Below are 15277 nucleotides of genomic sequence, written 5' to 3' on the forward strand. Positions count from 1 at the left end.
TGCTATAATATAAATGGTACTGGAATAAAGGAAGTAAAAATGATTGATGTAATATTTGTTAAAAGGGTAGTGTTAATTTTTTCTTTAATTACATACTGGCTCTCAATGTATAGTAATAATGACTTAGGAGCCTTTTTCTCAACGACTTTTATATACATGGTTAATAGTATATTGCCTTTACATGAAAAGTATTTTTATATGGACCAGAATATTAAGAAAATATCAAAAGCGATTATTTATATGGAGTCTCTTTTGCTTATCCTTTTATTAGTATATATTTCTTTTGTTTCGAAAGTAAGTTTTTTATTTAATTACGAAACAATTATTGTTAGTGGTTTTAAGTGGATTTGTGTTATTATATCAGCAATATCTTTTGTATTAGTTTTTATTGTATTTGGGTACTCTAAAGAGAAAAATGATGATTTAATTGCTGAAATTGCAAAAAGAAAAGTAAGAGAAAATAACCAAGCATATATTCAAGAATATCAACAGAGAAAAGATTATTACAAACAAAAACAGATTGATTTCATCGTAAAGAAATCTAGAAAGAGGGGAGATAAAAGATGATGATTATAGGATTTATTTTATTGCTAGTCATTCTGTGGTTTTTGTCTCTATCCATCGAAACGTATTCCTTCTTTAAGAAAAATGGAATTAAATTCAATAACATTATCAGTTACCTTGTCTTACCATTTTTATTGCTAGAGCTCCACATAAAAGTTATCCATTTGGAAAAGGATAAAAGATCATCTATAAAAATTTTAGGGTCGTTCTTTGTGAATTATCGGCTGGCACTAATTTTTATCACTGAATTAATATTAGAAAATATTGCTTTATTAGAAGCCACGGGCTCTTCTCCCATTTTAGAACAAGTGACTGCCGAAGAGACTGGTCGTGAACCCATGATTAATAAATTAATTGATTTGATGAATTTGCCAATCACTCCTAAGACTTTTGGCAAAATGATTGTTGCATAAAAATGGAAGCACAGCCTTTTTTATAGGTTGTGCTCTTTTTTTATGTTTTCTGCATAGTTTGTTAATTTTATCGCGAGAGAAAAACGCATATTTTCTAACTTGGTTTCTCCAGTTTGGAAACGTGGAATCGTAGATTGAGCGATTCCTGTATCTTTAGCAATTTTATATCCGGATTCATAGTTAAATAACCATTTTATAGTATCTAAATTAGCTATATCTGCTATCTGATTTCCTCCTTATGATAAGAATAGAATTAAAAGCGATTTTTGATCGCTCACATTCCCAACCTCCCTTTCTTTTATAGTTGAGCTCTTTCTCAACCTTACAACTATATTATATACTATTGGTTACCAATAGTCAACCCTTTTCAACAATTATTTTATTTTTTTCAAAATAAACTTTTAATTCTCTGTCCTCTTTTGTGATTCCCATTTCCTTAGCCCATGCTGAGGGGATGGTCATCTTATAATTATAAGAGCCTTGGCCAGCAGTGCCGCCGGCCTTAGCCACAATTGCATTTAATTTTCTTTTTTCCATTTTTTCTAGCTCCTTTTTATATCTCTTTCTTAACTGTCTTTATTATATAACATTGGTTACCAATATTCAACACTTTTAGCAAATTATTTTTATTTTTTGTAAAAAATAACCCCTAATTAAAAGGGGCAAAAAAGGGGCAAACCATTGGCTATTTTATGTAAAGCTATGGGAGTTGATGTGAAACTATCCTTGACAATATTACCAATTGTAAAGTAATGGTAGCCTATAATCTTTATCAAAGATTTACATTAAATTTACATAAATTAAGTAATCAATTAATAATGGTTTGATACACTTAAGTTGGTAAAGAGAACGGATAAGGAGAGGCCCATGTTAATTCAGCAGAATCAATTCAATATTAAAGCCAATCACCACCGGACTAAGGACTTTATTATCGAACGATTTAATGTGCCAGCAGATTTGTTAGGTTTGCGGGTAAACTTTCAATGTGAACATCATCAGGTTCAGTGTGCATTTATCTATGATAGTCAATATAATTTGCGTTTGGAATTAGAGAATCTCGGTTCTCGGCAAGGCTATTGTATTCATGAACAAGTGGACCAATCGAGTCCGGCCAGTCAGCCCGGCAAGATTCTACCGGGGGAATGGATCATTGCCATGCAGGTAACTAACCAAGATCAGGGCCAAGCTGGCGAAATTCGTTATCGGATTGAAGGCCTAGAATCCTAATATATTCACAAAAAAATACTTGAATTTCATCAGCCATCTTGCTATTGTTTAGGTTATTATCAAGGTTGCTAACCCTTGGTCTGATGAAAGTTTAGGGTTCTAGGAGGCCATAATTTATGAAAGCAAATGTAATTAGCATTATAGTACCTTGTTATAACGAAGCGTCATCTTTGGATACATTTATTCAAGAAATTTTTCATACGCAAGCATCTCTGCCCGATGTTTTCCTCGAAATTCTCTTTGTGAATGATGGATCAGCGGATGATACCCTCGTTAAGTTGAAAGATTTAGTCAAGCAATATCCCCAACGAGTTCATTATCTTTCTTTCTCGCGGAATTTTGGTAAAGAGGCGGCCATTTTAGCCGGTCTTGACCATGCGGAAGGGGAGTGGGTGGCTATTATGGACGTTGATTTACAGGATCCTCCTCATTTATTAGTGGAGATGTTCCGACTTGTCAAGGAGGAAGGACATGATGTCGCGGCCGCTATCCGTTCGAACCGGCAAGGAGAGCCACGGATTCGTTCTTTCTTCGCTACCCAGTTTTATAAGTTATATAATCGAATTGCTCAGGTTAAGTTAGTTGAGGGATCACGTGATTATCGCTTGATGAATCGTCAAGTGGTGGAAGCTGTCCGCCGTTTGCCCGAGCGGAATCGCTTCTCCAAGGGCTTGTTCTCCTGGGTTGGTTTTGATACAGCCTATGTGCCTTATCCTCATGCTCCCCGACTAGCTGGGGAGAGTTCTTGGTCTTTCATCAACCTAGTTGATTATGCGATTGATGGCATAATTTCTTTTTCGGATCGTCCCTTAACCCTGGCTTCTTTTATTGGCTTTGTCAGTTTTATCCTTGCACTAATTATTGGCTTGGTGATTGTTATCCGAACCTTATTATTTGGTGACCCTACACCGGGTTGGCCTTCGCTTGCGGTCCTAGTGATTGGCATGGGCGGTCTGCAACTCTTATCCTTAGGAATTATTGGGAAGTATATCGCTAAGATGTATCTGGAAAGTAAGCACCGTCCCCATTATTTAATTAAAGAACAGTCACTTTCTAGCTCAGACAAGCAGGTTGATCACCCACACCATGTCTCATGAAAATCATTTTGCTAGCCACTCAAGAAAATTTCATAGATGATATTTAATAACCCCCGTTATACTGACTAACTCAGTAGGACGGGGGTTCTTCTTGTAATGGTGGCGAATCTAAGCTTGGTTGAGACAGATTATTTTCGGCGTTTAAGTTTCTTGGCGATCCGCTGCTGTTGGTGCTTGGTCAAAGGTTTCTCTTGTTGTTGATCAGCGTATTCTTTAACAGCTTGCCCTGGTTTCTTTTCTAATAGATTGGCCGCCCAGTGATGATCGACCACGATAAAACGACCTTGAGTGTCTTCATTGATGGCTTTCTTGTATTTATCTTCAGCAAAGTCCAATAAGGACTGATGGAAATCGACAATCAGACTATCAGTATCGGTAATATAAAGAAGTTTGCGTTCACTATGATGAAGATAGAAGTAACGGGCTTTCACCGAGTCTTCTGGTCGTTCTTTGGCAAAGATGCCATCGGTCAATAATTTCACGATTTCAATCACAATATCGTTCAGACCTTGGTCTAAAATTGAAACTTTCTCGACTAAGGAAGGAGCATCACGGACGACCCGCAAAGTATAGTTGGTCAGATCTTGACTAGATTGACGCATAAATTGGCCCAAGATTTCTTCCATCGCTTCTTTTCGTTCTTCTAAATTGGGAATCAAGCTGACAATAAAGTGTTTTTCATGGTCCAGATATAAGAAATCAGAATCAATTTGACGTCGAGCGCCACATTGTTCACATTCAAAATTAAAGATTTCCCCGGCCAAGAGGGAGGCTTTAGCTTCTGGATCAGCTTGGGCATCGATTTTTGTCCAAATTTCTTTTTCTTGTTCATGTTGGCAGACTGGACATTGGATGGTAACACATTGTTTCATGGGATTCTCCTTCATCATTATCTTTGTTTTAGTATATCATATTATAATCTGTCTGCGTAAAATATGATATACTAAGCATATCTTTATTAAAGCTAAATGAGCTTGGTGCGAGCGATAGTGAATAATATTTATAGGAGGTAGGGCATGTCAGTCGCAAAAGAAACCGTTGGCCGCAAAGCAGTCGATTATATAGAAAGTGGAATGGTGGTAGGCTTGGGGACAGGTTCCACTGCCTATTATTTCGTGGATGAACTAGGTAAGCGTTATGCTTCAGGTCAGATCAATCAGATTCGTTGTGTTTCCACATCGACTCAGACAGAACAACAAGCCCAGTCTTTAGGCTTGCCTACAGTCACTCTGGATGAAGTTGATCATATTGACGTCTTGGTCGATGGAGCTGACGAAACATTGGATTCCTTCTCTGGGATCAAAGGCGGAGGGGGAGCGCTATTATTGGAGAAGATTGTCGCCCAATATAGCCGGAAGATTATTTGGATTGTCGATCAAGCTAAGCGGGTGGACTACTTAGGGGCCTTCCCGCTACCCGTTGAAGTGGTACAATTCGGTGCTTGGAAGTTATTCCACACTTTTGATAAGGCAGGTATGCAGCCGAGTTTTCGCAAGAAGGGCGTTGATTCTTTATTTATTACGGATTCAGGCAATTATATTATTGACCTTCATCTTGGCAAGATTGAACATCCGGAACAAGTCGCCTTTGAGTTAAAGAACATGGTAGGTGTGGTTGAACACGGTCTCTTTATTAATTACCCGAATGTTATCTTGGTGGGCGACCAGCAAGGTGGCTATGAAACTATCGAACGACCTACCATCATCCAATAATAAGAAAAGAGGAACCGCTGATGAACATGGTTGAATTAATACAGAAGAAACAAGCTGGTAAGGCCTTAAGTCAAGAAGAAATCAATCAATTGATTGAAGATTATACGCAGGATAAGATTCCTGATTATCAAATGTCAGCCTGGATGATGGCGGTATATTTTCAGGGAATGACAGAGGAAGAAGCCAGTTATCTGACCATGGCCATGGCTCATTCAGGCGATATGATTGATTTATCGGCCATCCATGGCAAGAAAGTTGATAAACATTCGACCGGTGGCGTGGGTGATACGACGACGATTATCCTGGCGCCCTTAGTGGCCAGTTTAGGAATTCCTGTGGCTAAGATGAGTGGTCGAGGTTTGGGTCACACTGGCGGTACCCTGGACAAGCTGGAGTCGATTCCAGGGTTTAACGTGGAGGTCCCGATTGATAACTTTATCGATCAAGTCAACCGTCATCACATTGCTGTGGTCGGTCAGACGGGGAACCTGACCCCAGCCGATAAGAAGATGTATGCCTTACGTGATGTGACGGCCACGGTTCAGTCGATTCCTTTGATTGCGGCTTCGATTATGAGTAAGAAAATTGCGGCCGGTGCCGATGCCATTGTACTGGATGTCAAGGTCGGCAAAGGTGCCTTTATGAAGACAGTGGAGCAGGCAGAAGCCTTAGCCCACCAGATGGTTCAGATTGGTCAACAAGTGGGGCGCAAGACCTTAGCCGTGATCTCTGACATGAATCAACCTTTGGGTTGTGCCGTCGGCAATGCTTTGGAGATAAAAGAAGCCATTGCTACATTAAAAGGCCAAGGACCTAAAGATTTGGAAGAATTATGTCTGCTTCTGGGCGGCCAGATGCTAGTAGCGGCCGATGCCTATACTGATTTAGACCAAGCCCAAGCGGCATTACGCCAACAAATTCAAAATGGCCAAGCTTTAGCGAAATTCAAAGAGTTCATTGAAGCCCAAAGCGGCGATAGTGAGGTCGTTGACCATCCTGAACGCTTAAGCCAAGCAGCCTATCAGATTCCAGTCTTAGCACCGAAGTCGGGTTATGTGGCCCATTGGCAGGCTCAAGCAATCGGCGAAGTGGCTGCTTTATTAGGAGCAGGCCGTCAACGCACGGAGGATCAGATTGATCCAAGCGTAGGCCTAGTTATTGAGAAGAAGATTGGCGATGCTGTTCAAGCCGGTGAGCCCTTATTAGTCTTACATAGCCAGACTGCTGATGTTGATCAATTGCGCGAGAAAGTCTTAGCCGCGGTAACCATTCAAGATCAAATTTGCCCAACACCGACCTTGATTCATGAAGTGATTCAAGCTTAATACCAAGTTTGGATCTGATTCCTAAGCAAAGATTGTAAAAGATAATTGGAGGAAATTTAGATGTCTTTTCGAAAGATTGAAGAACACGCATTGCCAGATATTCAATCGCTGGCTATCCTATATGAACATGAAGTAACAGGGGCAAAAGTCCTTTATCTGAAGAACGATGATCAAAATAAAGCCTTTACCATCGGTTTTAAGACCCCACCGAGCAGTGATAATGGGATTGCCCATATTATTGAACATTCAGTCTTAAATGGTTCAGAGAAGTTCCCTTCCAAAGAACCTTTTGTGGAACTGATTAAGGGTTCTTTAAATACGTTTGTCAATGCGATGACTTTTGCAGATAAGACCATATACCCGGTGGCTTCAACCAATGACCAAGATTTTAAGAATTTGATGTCGGTTTATCTAGATGCTGTCTTTAAACCCAAATTGCGTGAGAATCCTCAGATTCTAGCCCAAGAAGGTTGGCATTATCATTTGGAACATGCCGAAGATGACTTAACCTATAAGGGGGTCGTCTACAACGAGATGAAAGGGGCGAATGCTTCTCCAGAACGCCAACTTTATAAGCAAATTTCTGCGCACTTATTAAAAGATAGTCTCTACCAATGGGATTCCGGCGGCGATCCTAGCGCGATTACCAGTCTGAATCAAGCAGATTTTGTTGCTTTCCATAAGCAATATTACCAGCCAAGTAATTCTTATACGGTTTTATATGGTGATCTGGATATTGACTGGGCTTTAGCCAGTCTGGCTGAATATTTTGACCAATATTCTAAAGAAGAGACCGTCGTTGATTTAACGGTTGTTCCTCAAGGAGATAAGATTAACGAACCGATTCGGTCGACCTATTCGTTGGCTGAAGGTGACGATCCACGGGACAAAGATTATCTAGCCATGTCTTGGTATGTAGCCAGTCCAGATGAAGTTTTAGATGGATATGGTTTGACCGTGCTGGCTGATATTCTCTTTGGCAATAATGAAGCGCCATTAAAGAAAGCTCTGCTTGAAGCCAATATTGGTGGCGATATCCTGGCTGAATATGATGAAATGGGTTTCCCGCGCTTATTTAATATTATTGTCAAATATAGCCAAGCTGAGCAAATGGATCGCTTCAGAGAGCTGGTTGAGACCAAGCTAAGTCAATTGGTTGAAGACGGAATTGATCCACAACTGATTAAGGCTTCCTTGAACAAGATTAATTTCCAATTGAAGGAAATGGCCATTTCGGAATCAAATCCGCGGGGAGTCATCTATGCGATGGCTGCCTATCTGTCCTGGCTCTATAATGAAAAGCCTTATGGCTTGTTGGAATTCTCTAAATATCTGACCAAATTAGAGCATTTGGCCGAGCAAAAATATTTCGAGAAATTGATTCAATATAAACTCTTAGCCAATCCACAAAAGATTGAATTGGTCTTAAGTGGAGAAGCTGGGAAAAACGATAGCCTTGAAGCGCAAAAATTAAAGCAATTGCAAGAGTATAAAGCCAGCCTATCCACCGAGGAAATTACCTCATTGGTGGATCAGACCCAAAGTTTATTAGCTCGTCAAGAACAAGCCGATTCGAAAGAAGATTTGGCGAAGATTCCTCGCTTAAGTAAGGCTGACTTAGAGACGGAAACTGAAGACTTGCCTTTAGTGATTGAAGACTTATGGGCGGATGAAGATTCAATATCAGCTAATCACTTTTATTTTGCTGAGCAGTTCACTTCGGGTATTGACTATTTAGATTTGTATCTTGATATTTCTGATATACCAATGGAAGACTATAGTAGCTTGAAGTTATTAGCCAGTCTCCTAGGTAAATTGCCGACTCGTCAGCTTACAGCTGCTGAATTATTGACCCAAATAGACCTAAATACTGGCGGAATTTCAGCGGCGATTCAAATTTTTGAAGACTTAGATCGGACAATCAAACCTTATTTTGTACTGTCAGGCAAGGCCTTAAAGGCTTCATTTGCTAAATTAATGGCGCTGATGAAAGAAATTATGCTAGAGAGTCAAGTTGATCGAGAGAAAGAGATTCTGCAACGCGTTCAGAAATTGATTTCTAACTTCGAACAACGGATTAATTTCTCAGCCAATGCGCTAGCCAGTCAACGAGCACTTGGTCAATTATCGGCTAAGACGAAATTGGCTGAACAAGTGACTGGGATTGATTATTTCAACTATTTGAAGGTCACCCGAACTCAATTACAAAACGGACAGGGTCAACAAGTGATCAAGCAGTTACAAACCATGCTAGCCAAACTCCTTAAACGAAGTCGAGCAAATGCCTTGTATATTGGCGATGCCGACCGGGCTCAAACCGTCAAAGAACAAGTTGCTGACCTTTTCTTAGCTTTCGCTGATCAACCGATGGAAACTCGTCAGAATTACCCGACTGGAAAGCGGCAAGATGAAGCCTTTGTGACCAGTCAAGATGTGAATTATGTCGCTCAAGCCAGTCTAGCCCACCCTGAATTACAACATTCAGGTCAAACTGAAGTCTTATCGACCTTATTACGTTTCGATTATTTGTGGAATAATATTCGCGTTAAAGGTGGAGCTTATAGAGCTTCTTATAGTTTCCGTGTCTTGGGGGATATGTTCTTCTCTTCCTATCGGGATCCGAATATCGCCAAAACCTTGGCGACTTTCCAGGGCACCAGTGATTATCTCGCCCAGCTGGATTTAAGTGATGAAGAACTTGAGAAGAATATCATTGGGACCATGAGTGAAATTGAACGACCTTTATCAGCATCAGACAAAGGTCTTAAGGCTTTCGTGATGCATCAAGTCGGTCGAACGACTGAAGATATTGTGCGCTTGAAAGAGGAGATTATTCAGACTAATTTGGCTGATCTTCGCGCCTTGGCCCCTGAGTTTGCTGAAGTCCTGGCTGACCGGGCGGTAGTTGTGATTGGCAATCAGACAGCCATTGACCAAGCCAAAGACCAATTTCAGGTGATTGAGAAGTTATATTAATTTCATTATCTAAATAAAAACATTACGATCTAGATTGAAGAAATGTTTCAGTTTGATGATGGTTGGAATAGACCGGAGTGAATTTCTGGGGCTAGTCAATCTTTCAAATTAAACGACTTATTGTATATATTAGACGATTGAATTGATTTCAGTCGTCTTTTTGTTTAGAAAATTGGGTGGAAGAAGAAACTTTACGCTTTCCACTCAAAAAATTAGGGAGCCACTACTCCTAGACTCTGTTGGTTACTAATGATTTGCAAGCAAAAAGACCTAAGCATCATTGGCTTAGGTCTTTGTTTAATGATTCAGCTCATAAGGGGATTAGAAAATTTCTTTATCTGATCCGAAGGTGAATTCGTCACCAATTGCTTGTTGAGCAAGAACGTTTAAGAAGTTCCAAGGACGGTCATATTCTGGTTGGAAGAAGAAGTCAGCTAATGCTAATTGTTCTAGTGTCCAGCCAGCAGAAATGGCTACAGAAATTGCATTGATTGACATAATCACGCTAGGTTCTTTAGACATTAATTGAGCACCCACGATACGGTGAGAATCTTTTTCGAAGTGGATCTTCATATGAACGGTTTCAGGATTTTGGATGAAGTCTGGAAGAATTTGTTCTTCATAGTACTTGCTATCAACTTCCTTACCGATTGTCTTAGCATCCACATCTTTAACACCAGTACAAGCGAAGTGGTAGTCAAATAATGCAAGTCCAGAAGTACCAGATACTTCTACCATTTCCATCTTGTTGCCATGTAATAAGTTCTTAGCCGCAATCACTGCTTGACGACGAGCGTTAGAAGCTAAAGCGATTGGACGTTTGCCGTGGTCTGGTGCGAATGGAATAAAGGTAGCATCCCCAGCAACATAAATGTCTTTTTCTGAAGATTCTAAGTATTCGTTCACTTCTACGAAGCCTTTTTCATTCATAGCTAAGGTATCTTTCAACCAAGCGGTATTTGGTTTAACTCCAACAGCCATAACAACGGTATCACATTCGTATTCACCTTTATCGGTAACTACTTTGCTAACTTTACCGTTATCGGCAACGATTTCTTTAACACCTTCGCCACCGTGGAATTTCATACCATGTTCTTCACAGTTCTTAATTAAGATGTCAGTGAATTCTTTATCTAAGTAAGTAGGTAGAATAGTAGGTTGGAAGTCGATAATGGTTGTGTCGATGCCATGTTTAGTGAAGGCTTCAGCCACTTCAATACCAATATATCCGCCACCAACAACGACAGCTTTCTTAGCCGTGTTCATACGTTCTTTAATCTTACCAGCCCAGTCACGTCCACGCATGTAGTAAACTCCTTCAGCGTCTAAACCAGGAACTGGAATTTCTACTGGAACGGCACCAGGACTTAAGAATAATTTGTCGTAGCTTTCAGTTTCTTCACCTTGTTCTGTTTTCACAGTGATTGTTTTCTTAGCAGGATCAACAGCAACGACATCACTATTCATATGGATGTTTACGCCTTGTTTTTTATAAGATTCTTCATTCGCATAGTGCAAGCTATCTAATGAAGGTGAGATATCCTCTAAGAAACTTTGAATCCCACATGATAAGAATGAAGCAGTAGTTCCGCGTTCATATAAATGAATTTCGGTATCGGGAGCGTCTTTCAAAATGGTTTGAACAGCTTCGTAACCAGCGTGTGATGTTCCAACTACGATAACTTTCATTGATTAATTCCTCCTATTAGTTAGATTAGCTTCACTATACCACAAATACGCTTTCAAACCAACGCAGCTTGCTCACTTTCACAAGTGAAAAGAGACGGTAATCACATTAAACAAGCATATATTTGATTTTATTTTACTTAGAATGCTTATAAATTAGGCTTTCATCAACTTCTCATATAAGTTTCATTAATAGGCATATAAAAAGATTTTATTAAGAATCAGGCCTATCTTAAAGCCAAGTGAAAAAACGAACAAAAAATATGGCTTGCAATTGGAAAGAAATCAATATATAGTGTGTATGTCCCGGTTGGGAACACTACATATTGTGTTATAGGAGGAAATTTGATGAATAAAACAATTACTTTATATACTAAACCTGGTTGCGGCCAATGCATGTTTACCAAAAAATTCTTAGAAAAAAACCAAATCACTTTTATTGAGAAAGATATTCAAAAATCAGCCCAAGCTTTAGAAGAGGTTAAGAACCTAGGTTATGCTAGTTTACCAGTAGTAGTAATTGATGGACAAGAATCTTTCAGTGGTTACCAATCTGATCGCTTGCAAGCATTAGTGGGATAAAGATGGCTCAAATTGTCTACTTTTCCTTAACTGGGCAGACCCGACGCTTTGTTGAGAAATTACCCCAATATACGGCCTTAGAAATTGATCCAGTCAATCCATTTATCGAGAATTCTGAAGATTTCATTTTAGTGGTGCCAACTTATGAACGGCCGGTTGTGGAAGTGGTGGATGATTTCTTACAAACGGCCGACAATCAATCTTATTGTCAGGGAATTTTTGGCGGCGGTAATCGTAACTTTGCCCAGTTATTTTGTTTTACTGCCAAAGATATGGCACGCGACTATCAGCTCCCCCTCTTACATCTTTTCGAATTTCAGGGTTCTGACTATGATGTCGATCAACTAAAAAACGCATTGGAGGCATTCCGTGAAACAACAAACCATTAAAAAAACTGAGGAAAAAACCTATTTTAAATTAAATAACCAATTGAATATTCCCGTCGATGGTCAAATCCCGATTGCTAAAGATAAGGAAGCTGTACGGGCCTATTTCCTCGAACATATTAATATGAATACCGTATTCTTCCATTCTTTAGACGAGAAGCTTGGCTATCTGATTGAGCATGATTATATTGATAAAAATATCTTCTTAAAATATCCGCAAACTGAAGAAAGCGCAGGGTTAGCTGATAATCAAGGCAAAGATTTTGACTTTGATTTTGTTAAACAATTGTTTAAACAAATTTATAGCCATAAGTTTCGTTTCAAGAGTTTCATGGGGGCTTATAAATTCTATACTCAGTATGCATTAAAAACCAATGATGGACGGAAATATCTGGAACGCTACGAAGACCGAGTGGCTTTTAATGCCTTGTACTTAGCTGATGGCGATCGTCAGTTGGCCCAGGATCTGGCAGAAGAATTGATTGAACAACGTTATCAGCCAGCGACGCCAACTTTCCTCAATGCCGGTAAGAAAAGAAGAGGAGAAATGGTCTCATGCTTCTTAATGGATGTTGATGATTCGATGCTATCGATTGGTCGAGCCATTAATTCAGCCCTTCAATTGTCACGAATGGGTGGTGGTGTGGGGACGAATTTGTCTAACTTGCGAGCAGCGGGCGACCCGATAAAAAAGATTGAGAATGCATCCTCAGGTGTGATTCCGGTGATGAAATTATTAGAAGACTCCTTCTCTTATTCTAACCAGTTAGGTCAACGTAATGGAGCGGGTGTGGTCTACCTGAATGTCTTCCATCCTGATATCTATGGTTTCTTATCTACCAAGAAAGAGAATGCTGATGAGAAGATTCGAGTAAAGACCTTGTCTTTAGGGTTAGTTGTTCCCGATAAATATTATGAATTAATCAAGACGAATCAGGCTATGTACTTATTCAGTCCTTATGATGTGGAGCGGGTCTACGGTAAGCCATTCTCTTATGTAGATATTACCGCCGAATATGACAATATGGTACATAATCCTGAAATTAAGAAAACGAAAATCATGGCCCGCGAATTAGAACAAGAAATCTCTCGTCTACAACAAGAATCGGGCTATCCTTATATTATTAATATCGATACGGTCAATCGGGCTAATCCGGTAGCCGGGAGGATTATTATGAGCAATCTCTGTTCAGAAATCTTCCAACCTCAAGAACCTTCCCGTCTGAATGATGATTTATCATATAATCAGGTAGGGACCGATATTTCTTGTAATCTAGGGTCAGCTAACTTAGTGAACTTGCTAGAGGGACCAGATTTTGCTAAATCCATTGAGACAGCAGTGCGTGCTTTAACTACTGTGACCGATCATACCGACTTAGAAGAAGTACCCACGATTCAGAAAGGGAATCGCTTATACCATACGATTGGTTTAGGGGCGATGGGACTGCATACCCTCTTTGCCATTCATCAAATTGAATATGGTTCTGCCGAATCTTTAGAGTTGACTGATGCAATCTTCCGCTCAATCAACTTCTATACCTTGCAAGCCTCTAATCGGATTGCTCAAGAACGGGGCGAAAGCTTCAATGATTTTGAGAAATCGGCTTATGCAGATGGGTCATATTTTGACACTTACTTGAAAGATGAGGTTGAGATTCAATCTGCTAAAGTTCAAGAAATCTTGAAAGATATTCCGGTGCCGACGGTTGAAGATTGGCAAGCTTTGAAGGATCAAGTTCAAGCGACCGGCTTATACCATCGAAATCGGATGGCAGTAGCTCCTAATGGATCTATTTCCTATATTAACGAGACTTCGGCATCGCTACATCCGATTACCCAACGCATTGAACACCGACAAGAGAAGACTGTGGGTGCCATCTTCTACCCGGCGCCTTATTTATCCAATGAAACCTTGCCATACTATCGGTCGGCTTATGATATGGATCAACGCAAGATTATTGACGTATATGCTACCGCCCAGAAACATATCGACCAAGGAATGAGTTTGACTTTGTTTATGCGATCTGAGCTACCAGAAGGTCTGTATGAATGGAAGTCGCCTTTACAAAGTAAGATGACGACCCGTGATTTAAATATGCTCCGTAACTATGCCTTTACTAAAGGGATTAAATCCTTGTATTATGTACGGACTTATACCGAAGATGGCGATATCATTGGTGCTAATCAATGTGAATCATGCTTAGTTTAGGAGGATAGCGATGACATATTTATACTATAAGGCCATTGATTGGAACCGACTTGAAGATGCTTTGGATAAATTTACCTGGGAGAAGTTAACTTCCCAATTCTGGCTAGACACCCGTATTCCGGTCTCTAACGACTTAGACGATTGGCGTTCCCTGTCATGGGCCGAACGCGATGTGGTCAATAAAGCCTTTGGCGGCTTGACCCTCCTAGATACACTGCAGTCTGAAGAAGGCGCCAACGTGATGCGAGATGATGTGCGGACACAACATGAAGAAGCCGTACTGAATAATATATTATTTATGGAATCCGTTCATGCTAAATCTTATTCAACGATTTTCATCTCTTTAAATGATAGTCGCGATATTGATGAGATTTTCGATTGGGTAAATAATGATCCCCAATTACAATATAAAGCCCAAGTCATTAATAAGATTTATCAAGAAGGCAATGCTTTGCAAAAGAAAATTGCCTCTGTATTCTTAGAGTCTTTCCTCTTTTATAGTGGCTTTTACACCCCTTTATGGTATTTGGGTAATAACTTACTGCCCAATGTCGCAGAGATTATTAAGTTAATTATTCGTGACGAATCGGTCCACGGAACCTATCTAGGTTATAAATTCCAAATTGCTTATAATCAGCTGAAAGAAGACGAACAAGCTGAAATTCGTGATTGGATGTTTAGTTTGCTCTTTGATTTGATGGAGAATGAATTGGCTTATACCGAAACACTTTACGATCAAGTTGGCTGGACCGATGATGTTAAAATATTTGTTAAATATAATGCGAACAAAGCATTACAAAATCTAGGCTTTGAACCGCTCTTTCCTGAAGGAACAGCCGAAGCTGTCAACCCGGTAGTAATGAATGGCATCTCCGTGGAAACCTCAAACCACGATTTCTTCTCTCAGGTTGGTTCAGGTTATCTGATGGGTCAGGTTGAAGCCATGACGGATGATGATTATCAAGTGTTACCAGATTTTGAACTTAAGGAAGATAATTAATTAAATTGAAACGACGAATGTGCTTCTCTGAAAGGGGGAGCACTTTTTTTACACTGGTCTATAATGTGAATAAATGAACAATTAAACGACTACTTAGAAT

General features: G+C 39.8%; 14 protein-coding genes. 11 read left to right on the forward strand and 3 right to left on the reverse strand.

Annotated elements, in window-relative coordinates; all coding sequences use genetic code 11:
• The first annotated feature begins 39 nt into the window (after positions 1 to 39).
• Together M0R79_RS01485 and M0R79_RS01490 are read left to right on the forward strand one after the other, a co-directional pair.
• On the forward strand, positions 40 to 567 hold the full coding sequence (locus tag M0R79_RS01485) for a hypothetical protein (protein WP_248416719.1): 528 nt from the start codon (positions 40 to 42) through the stop codon (positions 565 to 567).
• The gene (locus M0R79_RS01490; RefSeq protein WP_248416718.1) at positions 564 to 977 is read left to right on the forward strand and encodes a hypothetical protein; all 414 of its coding nucleotides are present in this window, start codon (positions 564 to 566) and stop codon (positions 975 to 977) included. The genes M0R79_RS01485 and M0R79_RS01490 overlap by 4 nt, the downstream gene beginning before the upstream one ends.
• A 357-nt stretch (positions 978 to 1334) precedes the next feature.
• Here M0R79_RS01490 and M0R79_RS01495 read toward each other — a convergent pair whose 3' ends face one another.
• Positions 1335 to 1514: an AbrB/MazE/SpoVT family DNA-binding domain-containing protein gene (locus M0R79_RS01495; RefSeq protein ID WP_248416717.1), complete on the reverse strand. Its 180-nt coding sequence runs from the start codon at positions 1512 to 1514 to the stop codon at positions 1335 to 1337.
• A 330-nt stretch (positions 1515 to 1844) separates the two neighbouring features.
• Here M0R79_RS01495 and M0R79_RS01500 point away from each other — a divergent pair, with 330 nt between their 5' ends.
• Positions 1845 to 2204, forward strand: coding sequence for a hypothetical protein (locus M0R79_RS01500; protein ID WP_092572683.1), 360 nt, complete (start codon positions 1845 to 1847; stop codon positions 2202 to 2204).
• Between the two features lie 116 nt (positions 2205 to 2320).
• A complete protein-coding gene (locus tag M0R79_RS01505) occupies positions 2321 to 3301 on the forward strand; it encodes a glycosyltransferase (RefSeq protein ID WP_248416716.1) in 981 nt (326 codons plus the stop codon).
• 128 nt (positions 3302 to 3429) lie between these two features.
• Here the strand turns inward: M0R79_RS01505 and M0R79_RS01510 are convergent, their stop codons facing one another.
• Positions 3430 to 4173, reverse strand: coding sequence for a CpXC domain-containing protein (locus M0R79_RS01510; protein ID WP_248416715.1), 744 nt, complete (start codon positions 4171 to 4173; stop codon positions 3430 to 3432).
• 144 nt (positions 4174 to 4317) lie between these two features.
• On the opposite strand from M0R79_RS01510, the gene rpiA reads away from it, so the two are divergent.
• From rpiA to M0R79_RS01525, 3 genes are read left to right on the forward strand one after another with little or no spacing between them, the layout of a single operon-like run.
• Positions 4318 to 5013 carry a ribose-5-phosphate isomerase RpiA gene (rpiA, locus tag M0R79_RS01515; RefSeq protein WP_248416714.1) on the forward strand — a complete coding sequence of 232 codons (696 nt, stop codon included), beginning with the start codon at positions 4318 to 4320 and terminating at the stop codon, positions 5011 to 5013.
• 20 nt (positions 5014 to 5033) lie between these two features.
• Positions 5034 to 6338: a pyrimidine-nucleoside phosphorylase gene (locus M0R79_RS01520; protein WP_248416713.1), complete on the forward strand. Its 1305-nt coding sequence runs from the start codon at positions 5034 to 5036 to the stop codon at positions 6336 to 6338.
• A gap of 60 nt (positions 6339 to 6398) precedes the next feature.
• Positions 6399 to 9314 carry an insulinase family protein gene (locus M0R79_RS01525; protein ID WP_248416712.1) on the forward strand — a complete coding sequence of 972 codons (2916 nt, stop codon included), beginning with the start codon at positions 6399 to 6401 and terminating at the stop codon, positions 9312 to 9314.
• Between the two features lie 321 nt (positions 9315 to 9635).
• On the opposite strand, the gene M0R79_RS01530 is transcribed toward M0R79_RS01525, so the two are convergent.
• Positions 9636 to 11003, reverse strand: coding sequence for an FAD-dependent oxidoreductase (locus tag M0R79_RS01530; protein ID WP_248416711.1), 1368 nt, complete (start codon positions 11001 to 11003; stop codon positions 9636 to 9638).
• A 345-nt stretch (positions 11004 to 11348) separates the two neighbouring features.
• Between M0R79_RS01530 and M0R79_RS01535 the strand changes: the two genes are divergently transcribed.
• Genes M0R79_RS01535 through nrdF form a run of 4 tightly spaced genes read left to right on the forward strand, consistent with a single transcriptional unit; the run spans position 11349 to position 15177 of the window.
• Positions 11349 to 11582, forward strand: coding sequence for a glutaredoxin family protein (locus M0R79_RS01535; RefSeq protein ID WP_248416710.1), 234 nt, complete (start codon positions 11349 to 11351; stop codon positions 11580 to 11582).
• Between the two features lie 2 nt (positions 11583 to 11584).
• A complete protein-coding gene (gene nrdI, locus M0R79_RS01540; RefSeq protein ID WP_092572691.1) occupies positions 11585 to 11971 on the forward strand; it encodes a class Ib ribonucleoside-diphosphate reductase assembly flavoprotein NrdI in 387 nt (128 codons plus the stop codon).
• A complete protein-coding gene (gene nrdE, locus M0R79_RS01545; protein ID WP_248416709.1) occupies positions 11952 to 14177 on the forward strand; it encodes a class 1b ribonucleoside-diphosphate reductase subunit alpha in 2226 nt (741 codons plus the stop codon). The genes nrdI and nrdE overlap by 20 nt, the downstream gene beginning before the upstream one ends.
• A gap of 10 nt (positions 14178 to 14187) precedes the next feature.
• The gene (nrdF, locus tag M0R79_RS01550; protein ID WP_248416708.1) at positions 14188 to 15177 is read left to right on the forward strand and encodes a class 1b ribonucleoside-diphosphate reductase subunit beta; all 990 of its coding nucleotides are present in this window, start codon (positions 14188 to 14190) and stop codon (positions 15175 to 15177) included.
• Positions 15178 to 15277 lie beyond the last annotated feature (100 nt).

It is taken from the genome of Ignavigranum ruoffiae, from assembly GCF_023195815.2.
GTDB lineage: Bacteria > Bacillota > Bacilli > Lactobacillales > Aerococcaceae > Ignavigranum > Ignavigranum ruoffiae.

Coding starts and splice junctions, on each gene's coding strand:
- M0R79_RS01485 (WP_248416719.1), top strand. CDS start 40: ATGATTGATGTAATATTTGTTAAAAGGGTAGTGTTAATTTTTTCTTTA.
- M0R79_RS01490 (WP_248416718.1), top strand. CDS start 564: ATGATGATTATAGGATTTATTTTATTGCTAGTCATTCTGTGGTTTTTG.
- M0R79_RS01495 (WP_248416717.1), bottom strand. CDS start 1,514: ATGGAAAAAAGAAAATTAAATGCAATTGTGGCTAAGGCCGGCGGCACT.
- M0R79_RS01500 (WP_092572683.1), top strand. CDS start 1,845: ATGTTAATTCAGCAGAATCAATTCAATATTAAAGCCAATCACCACCGG.
- M0R79_RS01505 (WP_248416716.1), top strand. CDS start 2,321: ATGAAAGCAAATGTAATTAGCATTATAGTACCTTGTTATAACGAAGCG.
- M0R79_RS01510 (WP_248416715.1), bottom strand. CDS start 4,173: ATGAAACAATGTGTTACCATCCAATGTCCAGTCTGCCAACATGAACAA.
- rpiA (WP_248416714.1), top strand. CDS start 4,318: ATGTCAGTCGCAAAAGAAACCGTTGGCCGCAAAGCAGTCGATTATATA.
- M0R79_RS01520 (WP_248416713.1), top strand. CDS start 5,034: ATGAACATGGTTGAATTAATACAGAAGAAACAAGCTGGTAAGGCCTTA.
- M0R79_RS01525 (WP_248416712.1), top strand. CDS start 6,399: ATGTCTTTTCGAAAGATTGAAGAACACGCATTGCCAGATATTCAATCG.
- M0R79_RS01530 (WP_248416711.1), bottom strand. CDS start 11,003: ATGAAAGTTATCGTAGTTGGAACATCACACGCTGGTTACGAAGCTGTT.
- M0R79_RS01535 (WP_248416710.1), top strand. CDS start 11,349: ATGAATAAAACAATTACTTTATATACTAAACCTGGTTGCGGCCAATGC.
- nrdI (WP_092572691.1), top strand. CDS start 11,585: ATGGCTCAAATTGTCTACTTTTCCTTAACTGGGCAGACCCGACGCTTT.
- nrdF (WP_248416708.1), top strand. CDS start 14,188: ATGACATATTTATACTATAAGGCCATTGATTGGAACCGACTTGAAGAT.